The sequence below is a fragment of the Pleurocapsa sp. CCALA 161 genome (genome assembly GCF_003003995.1).
In the GTDB taxonomy this organism is placed as follows: Bacteria; Cyanobacteriota; Cyanobacteriia; order Cyanobacteriales; family Xenococcaceae; genus Waterburya.
Window position 1 is genome coordinate 1 of sequence record NZ_PVWF01000141.1, and the last position, 10,183, is coordinate 10,183.

Sequence of the window (10,183 nt, forward strand, 5' to 3'; positions counted from 1 at the left end):
GTTTGGCGATCGCCAAACAAATTATTGAGCAACATGATGGTAGCATTGCTGTTCAACTACTTTCTGGCAAAATGACCCTGCCTGGAAATACCAAATTTACAATTTCTTTGCCTGTGTGATTACCGATCAGTATAGCCCGCCGTACAAGGTTAAATTAGGACAGTCAGAGTGATTGGCTTCATTAGTAGTAAGTAGCAGTCAAAAAAAATGTTTTAACGTATTCGCGGATTGCTGTAATTGCTAGTTTGCTCATGAATTTTCAGGCAAAAAAGGCTGCTAAGTAGCAGCCTAGTAAGTCAGATTCAGACAAAAATCTTAATTATGCTAATTATGCTTCTTTACTTTTAGTAAAGTAATCGCTTAAAGCATCGGCAATAATTTGATTCATTGGTCTGCCTTCTTTCTCAGCAATCTCTTTCAAGCGAGGGAAAAGATGATCGGGAACGCTAACACGACGCTGATTTTTACGAAATTTGGGTTTAATAGTATTATCTGTATCCATATAACTTCCTAGAGTGTAGTTTTCAGCAAAATTACGAATGGCAGCGAATCCAACGCGACTACAGAATGAACCAAAGCTTTCCTCAGATTTGCGACTCTGCTTGAAGAAGACAAATATAGGCTCGAAAAATGATTCTAGCTCATCTATGGGCATTTGCTGCTCATAAGGTTGGGCCAACTGAGTTTGGTTGGGTGTGCCTCCCAGCCAGATTTGGTATTTATCTGGTGCGCTGCCGACAAAACCTAGTTCCGCCATGTAGGGACGAGCGCAGCCGTTGGGACACCCAGTCATCCGCATCACGAAGTGTTCGTCTACCATTCCTAGTTTATGCAATAATGTCCTAATTTGATCGGTAATTCCTGGTAAAGCTCGCTCTGATTCCGTAATCGCTAGTCCACAGGTAGGCAAAGCAGGACAAGCCATAGAATAGCGAGTTAGGGGGTCGATCGCCTGGGGATCGGTAATTATGCCCCGATTATTGAGAATATTCTCGACGGTTGCTTTGTGTTCTGGAGGAATTTCACAGAGGATAATATTGTGGTTGGGAGATAAGCGCATGGGCAGGTTTAACTGCTGCACAATCTCTCGTAGGGCAGTTTTTAATTGAAAAGCACCCTCATCTTTAACTCGGCCGTTTTCCACCCCGATGCCGAAGAACCAGTTACCATCTCCCTGTTCGTGCCAGCCTAAAAAGTCTTGATATTGCCAGACTGGGAGCTTTTTATAAGGCTTGAGTTCTTTGCCAAAATAGGACTCGACTTTGGCTTTAAATTGCTCAACTCCCCAATCGTGAATCAAGTATTTCATGCGCGAATGACGGCGGTTAGTGCGATCGCCATAATCTCTTTGGGTAGCGACAATTGCTTTAACTAAATCATAAATATCGGCTTTGTCTACATAGCCAATTTCATCGGCGATCCGTGCAAAGGTTTCTTCCTTATTGTGAGTACGTCCTAAACCACCCCCAGCAAGAACATTGAATCCTTGAAGTTCTCCCTTCTTATTAGTCATTACCACCAGACTAATATCGTGGGTATAAACATCAACAGAGTTGTCTCCAGGTACGGTAACGCAGATTTTGAACTTACGGGGTAGAAACTGCTCGCCATAAATTGGCTCAAGGCTATTTTCAACAATCATTCCTCTGCCTTTACTTTGCCTAGCAGCCTTGACTTCAGGAGCTTCCTCGACACTAATAGCTTTTTCTCCATCTAGCCAGATCTCGTAATAAGCACCGCTTTGAGGATTTAACAGATCGGCAATATTATTGGCATATTTAAACGCGTACTGGTATTCAGGCTTGTTCTTAAACGGTGCAGGAGGAGACATGACGTTGCGGTTAACATCTCCACAAGCACTCAGGGTTGAACCCATGTTGTTGAGAATCGTCTTAATTACCGTTTTCATGTTTTGCTTCAGAATTCCGTGAATCTGAAACCCCTGACGAGTTGTGATCCGCAGGGTATGATTACCATATTCTTCGGCAAGACGATCTAAAGCCAAAAATAATTCTGGTGGAATGAATCCCCCTGGGCTACGAGTACGCAGCATCATCTGATAGTCTTTTTCTTGACCCTTGACTCGATTATCGCGGTTATCTTGCTGGTAAGAGCCGTGGAATTTCAGGATTTGAGTCGCATCTTCGGTAAAGTGGGTGGTATCTTGTTGTAGTTCACTCAGAAGAGGTTCGCGAAGAAAGTTACTGCGCTCTTTTAATTTTTCTACTTTGGATACTTTTTTTTCAATTGGAGTCTGAACCATATTCTTATCAATAAATACCAGGAGAATTGTTTAAGTTTTGCTGTTTGGGGTTTAAAGGTTCTTTTTTATCTTAGCGTTTGCGATCGCCTATCGTATCGAAATAATGTGTTAAGACATATCAATGAATGAACCCTAATTTTTTACAAGATCTACTTAAGCTCAAAGCCTTCTGACGGTTTTTTTTGAACCAATTTACCTGCCGACTAAGAAGTAATATTCTCGCATCTTGGTAACAAACAATACAAGTTGCTCCACGTCTATGCTTACAAAAATTATCTTCTTGTCTACCGATAAGATGAGCGAAGAGAAGCCGATCCCATAGCAGGTAGAGATAAAGATAAAAGATCTCTAAAGAGTTTTCTATTATGCTTTTGGCGAATTTTTGTAGCCAAAAAAGTCAATCCGATAATCTACAATTGAAACTCCCGTCTGTTCTTCAATCTGCTTGATGATTGATTCGGGTAACTCAATTTGCAAATCGATAATTTGCTTGGTATCCAAACAGTTGATGTGGCTATGAGAATCGCTAATATTGCCATACAGCCTGCCGTCTGAGCGCTCTAAACACTCGATTACGCCCCCTGCTGATAATGCCTCTAGGTTTTGATACACCGATGTATGACCAATTTCTTTGCCCTCTTTGTTAAGCAAGTCATAGATCTCTCTGGCGGAAAGATGGTTTTCGTTCTTCCACAACAGTTCTAAAACATAACGGCGCTGACGACTAACTCGCATGCCTAATTCTTGGCAACGAGCTAGAGCATCTTCTAAAGAGCTAATCGGTTTGGAACTGGCCTCAGTCGTTTTCATGGGGAGGCTAACTTAATTTGAAACTATACATACTCGTTACCACTTTAACTTAAATTTAAGCTAAATGTCTATCTAAAAACTAGTAAAGTAAACAGTAACTTGCCTGATCAGACAATGAGTCTTGGATTTTCTTCGTTAAGTTTAGCTTAATCAAACTTAAACTCCTCTATTTTTGTAATATTAATTGTGACTGTAAAAATAGCCTTGAATCATCAGGCGATCGCCTGTTTAGATTTATCATTAGTAAAAAACCAAATTACGCCTTGGTTAGCCAAAATTGCCGACTATGAACAGCAACTACAGTTGGCGATCTCTTTTGAACGCTCAGAAAACGATCCTCGCGAGCTATCAGAGATTCCTGAAATCAGACTGTGGTATGTTCGTTTGGATACCATCTATCCTTGGCTGCCGTTTCTGCTAGATTGGAAAGCAGGAGAACTAGCTCGCTATGCTGCCATGCTGGTTCCGCATCAGTTCAATCGCAATGAGGGTATTATATTTAATCCAGAAGCGTTGGAGATTTTTGTCATGAATAAAATCTTTGTTTTATCCGACTGGTTAAAAGAACAAGGAATTCCTGAGCGATCCCGCTTGAAGTCCATGGCACAGTTGTTTGGTTACGAGTTAAATGATGCATTTTTTAACCTGATTTGATTTTGGCAGCGTTAGTTTTAAAGAAATACTTGCCAAGTGCAGGGGCATTCGCTATTATTATTTAGTGCTAATAGAGCAATCCTCAGTAGCTCAGTGGCAGAGCGGTCGACTGTTAATCGATTGGTCGTAGGTTCAAATCCTACCTGGGGAGTTTTCAAAAATATTAAGTACATACATATTATGTACATTAACTAATTACTTGTCAGCGATGACAGATTAGTCTGACTTAACCATAGAAATTTAAGTATTGATTAGATGGCGATCGCTAAAAATCCGATCGCAAGTTCAGATGACCAAAACAATCCGTGCAACACGTGTGAAATACGCGCTTTTAAAGCTGGAGATAATATTGCCCAAAAGAACTTGTAAGATAAGAGTTAAAGTCTCAAACTAATATATGACCCAAACGTCTCAAACAATTCAACTGCCAGATAGTCAAAGTGCGATCGCCCTGGCAGGAATCAAAGAGCAAAATCTCCAATTTCTATCTCGACAGACGGGAGTTAATCTGGTCTTGCGGGGACAAGATTTACTCTTACAAGGACAGGCTAAAGCAGTGGAACGTTGTGCCAAAGCGATTAGAACCCTCGAACCGTTATGGTCGTTAGGCAAGCCTCTATATGAACCAGATCTCCTAACCGCATTTGTGGCGATCGATACTGGTAGGACGGAAGAATATAGCGATCTACAAAGCAATATTTTAGCCCGTACCAAAAAAGGTGAAATAATTCGTGCCAAAACCTTTAAACAAAAGCAATATGTCAAAGCGATTCAAAAATATGATATTACTTTTGGGATTGGACCGGCGGGAACAGGAAAAACTTTTCTGGCTGCTGTATTGGCAGTCAAGGCTCTACTTAGTGACGAATGCGAAAGAATTATTTTAACTCGCCCCGCAGTGGAGGCAGGGGAAAAACTAGGATTTTTGCCAGGAGACTTGCAAGAGAAAGTTAATCCTTTTTTGCGTCCCTTATACGATGCTCTTTATGAATTTATTGATGCTGAAAAAATTCCCGATTTAATGGAGCGAGGTAAAATTGAGGTTGCTCCTTTAGCATATATGCGAGGACGTACCTTATCAAATGCTTTTGTGATTGTTGATGAGGCACAAAACACTACTCCTGCACAGCTAAAAATGGTGCTAACTCGTTTAGGCTTTGGGTCAAAAATGGTAGTCACAGGAGATATTACTCAGACTGATTTACCTTCTAGTCAAGATTCAGGATTAGTAGTGTCTCGCAGAATTCTACGTAATGTTGAAGGGATTGCTTTTTGCGAATTGTCTCAGGCTGATGTGGTACGTCATCCTCTAGTGCAAAAAATAGTAGCAGCTTACGAGCGTTATCAAGGTTAATGTTGTAAATGGAACAGAGGCTTTGATTCTAGTTGCTCGATCATTAAAGAATCTTGCGTCCAACTAATACTTCTCTAACTTCCAACATGGCTGAATAAGTAGGGATAATGTGCAGTGTTTCGGTGGGTTTGGTGTATTTTAAGGCAGTGCTAATGGCTTCGGGTAGGTCTTCGTTGACTATTAATTCAACAAGTCGATTGGACTTGCGCCCTTCGGCGATATGCAAAGCGGTATCCCGTGGGACGCGTCCCTCGACTTCAAAATTTGTTTTAGCTGGGTCAACGAATTCAGAACTATATGCCAGCCTTAAGGCCATGTCGTAAACGCGATCGCCACTGACAATCAAAGTCCCTCCTAGCTTAACTAATTCCTCGGTATCAACATCCCAGATCCAAGAAACATCTGTACCATCGGGAATGCGATCGTTTAAGACTAAGAGAGTAACATCGGATTTACCTTTCTTCTTAATATCATTAACGGCACGGATTGTTTCATTCATCCCGACAGGATTTTTGGCAAGCATAATCCGCACCTGCTTTTGCTCGATTTCTAACTCTTCGGCGCGACCAAAGGCTGCTTTAAAGTTTTGCACCGTGCGATATATATCTTCGGTTTTAATCCCAATTGACTGGGTTAAGACACTAGCTGCCAGAGTATTGTACTTGTTGTATACGCCGATTAAAATCTGTGGGTGCTGTTTGCTTTCTAGGGTTAAGTTACTTTTGGCAAAACCGCAGCTAGGACATTGATAGTCTCCTAAATGGGACAGATAAACTCCTTGATAATCGAGCAGATGTCCGCAACGAGGACAATAAATTGAATCAACCGCATGGGGAATTTCGGACAGGTATAATTCTGGTTCATTGAGTCCAAAATAAAGAACTTTTTGTTTTAGCTGTTGTCCCAAACTACTGAGAGTAGGATCATCAGCATTTAAGACGATGGTGGTATCTTCTGGCAGAGAAGCGATCGCTTTTCCCCATCGTTGGGCAATAGTATCAACTTCACCATATCTGTCTAACTGATCGCGAAAGAGATTGAGCGCCAGAATATATTTAGGCTGACAGTCTTTTAATAGTAGAGGCAGAATGTTTTCATCTACTTCGAGGATGGCATAGTCGGCGGAAATCCTTCCCGTCATGTCCGCACTACTCAGCAACGCTGTAATCAAACCGTTAATTAAATTTGCTCCGCTAGAATTATGCACGACGGTGTAACCGCGATCGCTTAAAATTTGTTTGAGCAATAAAGAGGTGGTGGTTTTACCATTTGTCCCCACTACCAAAATCACCCCTTGGCTAACCTGTTCAAATAAAAGAGGTAATAAGCGAGAATGCAGACGACGAGAAATTTCTCCTGGCAAGACAGAGGCAGCACCCAAGCCCAGCGATCGCACTACCCCTGTTACCGTCTTGGCTATTCCAACAGCAAAACCCAAGCGAAGCCGATCTAATAGTTGCATTTTCATTCAGTTACCAACGATCAGTGATCAATATACAGTCCCGTCAAGGGGGATAACATCAATAGTTAACAATAACTAATCGCGAATGACAAGTATAGCCGTATAAAAGTAGCAAGTAGTAGCTATATGCCCTGTTCACTTAGAGCTTAAAGCTTAAAGCTAATTGATTAATCAAGCTCAAAATTAAACGGTAACCGAGCATATACGCCGCTAGGGTCGTTAAAGGCGCTTAACATCGATAATTCCTGCTTAATCTTGAGTAATTCAGCGGTAATAGGTTCTTTTGCTGCTTGAGATTCCCAGATTTTAGCCATAAACAATTGTTGAAGAATCAGAGTGTCAAAAGGATTTTGCTGGGGATATTCCTCAAGCTGCCAACTGTTGCTGAGGTTGGCTTTTTTGGCTGCATAGGCGATCGCACTTTCTAATCCTCCCAGGCGATCGACTAAGCCAATTTTGATTGCTTCTTTACCCGACCACACACGACCTCCAGCAATCTCTTTGACCTTGGCTACTGGTAGATGACGATAATCAGCTATTTTATTCACAAATAGTCCATAGGTTTTATCTACTGACTGTTGATATATAGCCAATTCTGCTTCAGTTTTCGGACGAACATTAGAGTCAATATCGGCAAACTTCCCTGTTTTTACCACATCCCAGGTAATGCCATTAGCATTGGCAATTTCTTGGATATTTGACAGTAAACCAAAAACTCCAATCGAACCCGTAATCGTATTTTCTTCCGCAAAAATCTCATCTGCACCAGCAGCGATCCAATAGCCTCCAGAGGCTGCTATGTTACCCATCGACACAATTACTGGTTTTTTCTGTTTAGTCAGCAGGATCTCTCTTAAAATGACATCTGAGGCGGTAGCGCTGCCACCAGGACTATTGATCCGCAGCACCACTGCTTTGACGCTATCATCTGCGCGTAATTTTTGAAAATCTTCAGCAAAGCGATCGCTCCCAACGGTTTCAATACTCCCACTACCATCGACAATTGCTCCCTCAGCATAGATTACAGCAATTTTTGACCCAGCATTGGAAGTAGAACTAACTTCAGTCGAGGGAATCATCTGGGTGGCATAAGCTCCTAAATCGACTTGTCTAAAGCTTTCTGTCTCTTCGGTGTCTTTAGTTTCTTGGGTTAATGTTCGTAATTTGCTCACTACCTGATCGTAATAGCCTACCTGATCGATTAAACCAGCCTGTTTTGCTTCCTGGGGTTCAAGATACCCCTTAGCATCCACTAGCTGTTGCAGTTTCCCTGGGTCTAATTTTCGACTATCAGCTACATGATTGAGAAATTTATCCCAAAGATCTGAGAGCAGAACTCTTGTTTGTTCCTTGTTGGCAGGACTAATATCTGAGCGAATATAGGGTTCTACGGCTGATTTATAATCTCCCACCCGAATTACCTGAACTCCTACGCCATATTTTTCCAATGCACCTTTAAAAAACATTTGCTTGGAACTCAAACCATTAAGCTCCATCATTCCCATCGGGTTAATAATCACTTGATCTGCTAAAGAAGCGAGATAATACTCTTGCTCACTCAAAGTTACGTCATAAGCAATAATTTTTTTGCCCGCTGCCTTAAACTTCTCCAAAGCAGTTCTAACCTCTTCAATCGTGGCATAACCGTTAGGAGTAGAAACTTTTCTCCCGTCAAGCAGCATTGCCACAATGCGATCGTCTTTAGTTGCTTCATTAATGGACTCTAGAACTCTGCGCAGGGGAATGTTTTCTTGTTTTTCAGCCGAAAATGCCTGTGCTAGATTTGCAGGAGACTTAGAGTCTTTAACTTGAGTAGACAAATCAAAAACTAAAACTGATTTATCCTGAACACCTTGACTTTTTTTACTGTCTGAGACGGTAATTAGTAAAATCAAAACTAAACCGCCGACACTTAAGCCCAAAAAAAGGCATAAGCCAATCATACTACCGATGGTGCTAGCAAAAGTCTGTTTTAAAAATTGACGCATTATGGTGATTTGTTATGAGTAAGTGATGTGAGATAGAATTTAGAGCGACTTACAATCAGCCTATTTTTATACTTCCCGTAAACTTCCCCATCAGTATCATCGTTATTGCTAATCTACCGTTAAATATGTGCTTTTACCCAACTTTTAATTGTCTGAACGCTTATACCTTAATGCTTAAAGCTGACTGCAAGGCGGTTTGATGCCGTCATCAAAAATTCATTGGTTCGTCACATGAAAGCCACAGGCAAACTATATGTTATATATTGTCAGCTCTAGACATGATTTCACTCATAAGCTCCTTCAGGCTTTTTAGGGCTGACTTTATTATTTTTGTAGCCGCAAGCACAAGTCTCGCTCGATACGTAAATCTAATCTGATTTTTAGAGATTGCCAATACAGAACAATACTGTTCGGTTAAGCCAAAAGATATGTTACTTGGCTTTGAGTTGCAAGTATAGAAGTTGCGATCGCTTAAACACAGAGTTGGTCTAAAAAAGCGATCACATCTTTAATATTTATGACAAATAGATAACCTTAATCTTGATGCTGTAGACAAACTACGTCAAATCACTTAAATTTATCCTTGGCATCTAATTGAGAATTAATATCTTTTGTCTGAGGAGTCTTTGAATGAAGCGGAGTTACCGTTGTGGATTGCTATGGCTAAATATTCCTTTGTTATCAGTGTTTTTAGTTTTACTTTCTCCCTGGAAGACTGAGGCACAAGAAAAAATGCTATCAGTTACTAAGATAAATAGTCATTTAGTATTTAGTCTTAAAGATATTAACTTTCGCCAGACTGTTTCTACTTCGGCTACAGATTTACTCGCACAACAAAACAAGATTACGAGAGTTACAGGAATAGAACTAAATCAAACGAATCAAGGTTTAGAAGTAATCCTCAAAACCTTAGCAGGAAGTCAGAGATTAGTTCCGCTAATCTTACCTGAAGGTAATAATCTAGTTATCGATCTTTTAGATGCCACATTAGGCTTCTCGATTAGGAATGGTGTAACTAAAACCAATCCTGCACCAGGAATTAATCAAGTGAGACTAACAAAGATAGATGACAATAGTATTCGCTTAATTATTACAGGAGAAAGACAAGCGCCAAGAGCTGAAATATTACCATCAGGGCAAAATTTAATCTTAAGTATCGATCCTCAAGGAAATACGGCACAAGAATCACCAGATGAGGAAATAGAAATAATTGCGACAGGCGAAGCCGAAGAAGATAATTATTATGTTCCTGAAGCTAGTACTGCTATAGGGACAGATACACCGATAAAAGATACGCCCTTATCCATTCAAGTAGTACCACAGCAAGTACTGAAAGATCGTAACGTGACCGAATTAGGAGACGCTTTAGAAACTGTGAGTGGTGTAGTTTCTGCGGGTGGTAGAGGAACAAGTGGGAATGGGCCTAATTTTCTGATTCGGGGTTTTGATGGTGAAAAATTTCGAGATGGTATTACCTACTTTTCTTTAGCACCACTAAATGCCAGCGATCTCGAAAGCGTTGAAGTTTTAAAAGGGCCAGCCTCAGTGCTATTTGGTCAAGGACAACCTGGGGGAATTATTAATCTGGTGTCTAAAAAACCTTTAAGTGAACCATTTTATGAAGCTTCATTTACCGCAGGAAATTTTAATAC

At 40.8% G+C, this 10,183-nt stretch carries 7 protein-coding genes and 1 tRNA gene; 4 read left to right on the forward strand and 4 right to left on the reverse strand.

Annotated features, from left to right (window positions below; translation table 11 throughout):
- Positions 1-328: 328 nt before the first annotated feature.
- Positions 329-2,263, reverse strand: a complete 1,935-nt coding sequence (sir, locus tag C7B62_RS21885) for a sulfite reductase, ferredoxin dependent (protein ID WP_106242329.1) — start codon at positions 2,261-2,263, stop codon at positions 329-331.
- 363 nt (positions 2,264-2,626) lie between these two features.
- Complete coding sequence (locus C7B62_RS21890; protein WP_106242332.1) at positions 2,627-3,073, reverse strand: Fur family transcriptional regulator; 447 nt, start codon at positions 3,071-3,073, stop codon at positions 2,627-2,629.
- Positions 3,074-3,259: 186 nt separating this feature from the next.
- Between C7B62_RS21890 and C7B62_RS21895 the strand changes: the two genes are divergently transcribed.
- The 3 genes from C7B62_RS21895 (at position 3,260) to C7B62_RS21905 (ending at position 5,081) form a co-directional block, all read left to right on the forward strand.
- Positions 3,260-3,727 carry a CRR6 family NdhI maturation factor gene (locus C7B62_RS21895; protein ID WP_106242334.1) on the forward strand — a complete coding sequence of 156 codons (468 nt, stop codon included), beginning with the start codon at positions 3,260-3,262 and terminating at the stop codon, positions 3,725-3,727.
- A 79-nt stretch (positions 3,728-3,806) separates the two neighbouring features.
- A tRNA-Asn gene (locus C7B62_RS21900) sits at positions 3,807-3,878 on the forward strand.
- A 246-nt stretch (positions 3,879-4,124) separates the two neighbouring features.
- Positions 4,125-5,081, forward strand: a complete 957-nt coding sequence (locus tag C7B62_RS21905; protein ID WP_106242337.1) for a PhoH family protein — start codon at positions 4,125-4,127, stop codon at positions 5,079-5,081.
- A 43-nt stretch (positions 5,082-5,124) separates the two neighbouring features.
- On the opposite strand, the gene C7B62_RS21910 is transcribed toward C7B62_RS21905, so the two are convergent.
- Both C7B62_RS21910 and sppA read right to left on the reverse strand, forming a co-directional pair.
- Positions 5,125-6,543, reverse strand: a complete 1,419-nt coding sequence (locus tag C7B62_RS21910) for a Mur ligase family protein (protein ID WP_106242343.1) — start codon at positions 6,541-6,543, stop codon at positions 5,125-5,127.
- A gap of 167 nt (positions 6,544-6,710) precedes the next feature.
- The gene (sppA, locus tag C7B62_RS21915) at positions 6,711-8,531 is read right to left on the reverse strand and encodes a signal peptide peptidase SppA (RefSeq protein ID WP_106242340.1); all 1,821 of its coding nucleotides are present in this window, start codon (positions 8,529-8,531) and stop codon (positions 6,711-6,713) included.
- Between the two features lie 630 nt (positions 8,532-9,161).
- Here sppA and C7B62_RS21920 point away from each other — a divergent pair.
- On the forward strand, positions 9,162-10,183 hold a 1,022-nt coding region (locus C7B62_RS21920), incomplete at its 3' end, for an AMIN domain-containing protein (protein WP_146132171.1).

Bases quoted from the DNA above. Each gene is read 5' to 3' on its own strand.
- sir (WP_106242329.1), bottom strand. From the start codon at position 2,263: ATGGTTCAGACTCCAATTGAAAAAAAAGTATCCAAAGTAGAAAAATTA.
- C7B62_RS21890 (WP_106242332.1), bottom strand. From the start codon at position 3,073: ATGAAAACGACTGAGGCCAGTTCCAAACCGATTAGCTCTTTAGAAGAT.
- sppA (WP_106242340.1), bottom strand. From the start codon at position 8,531: ATGCGTCAATTTTTAAAACAGACTTTTGCTAGCACCATCGGTAGTATG.
- C7B62_RS21910 (WP_106242343.1), bottom strand. From the start codon at position 6,543: ATGCAACTATTAGATCGGCTTCGCTTGGGTTTTGCTGTTGGAATAGCC.
- C7B62_RS21905 (WP_106242337.1), top strand. From the start codon at position 4,125: ATGACCCAAACGTCTCAAACAATTCAACTGCCAGATAGTCAAAGTGCG.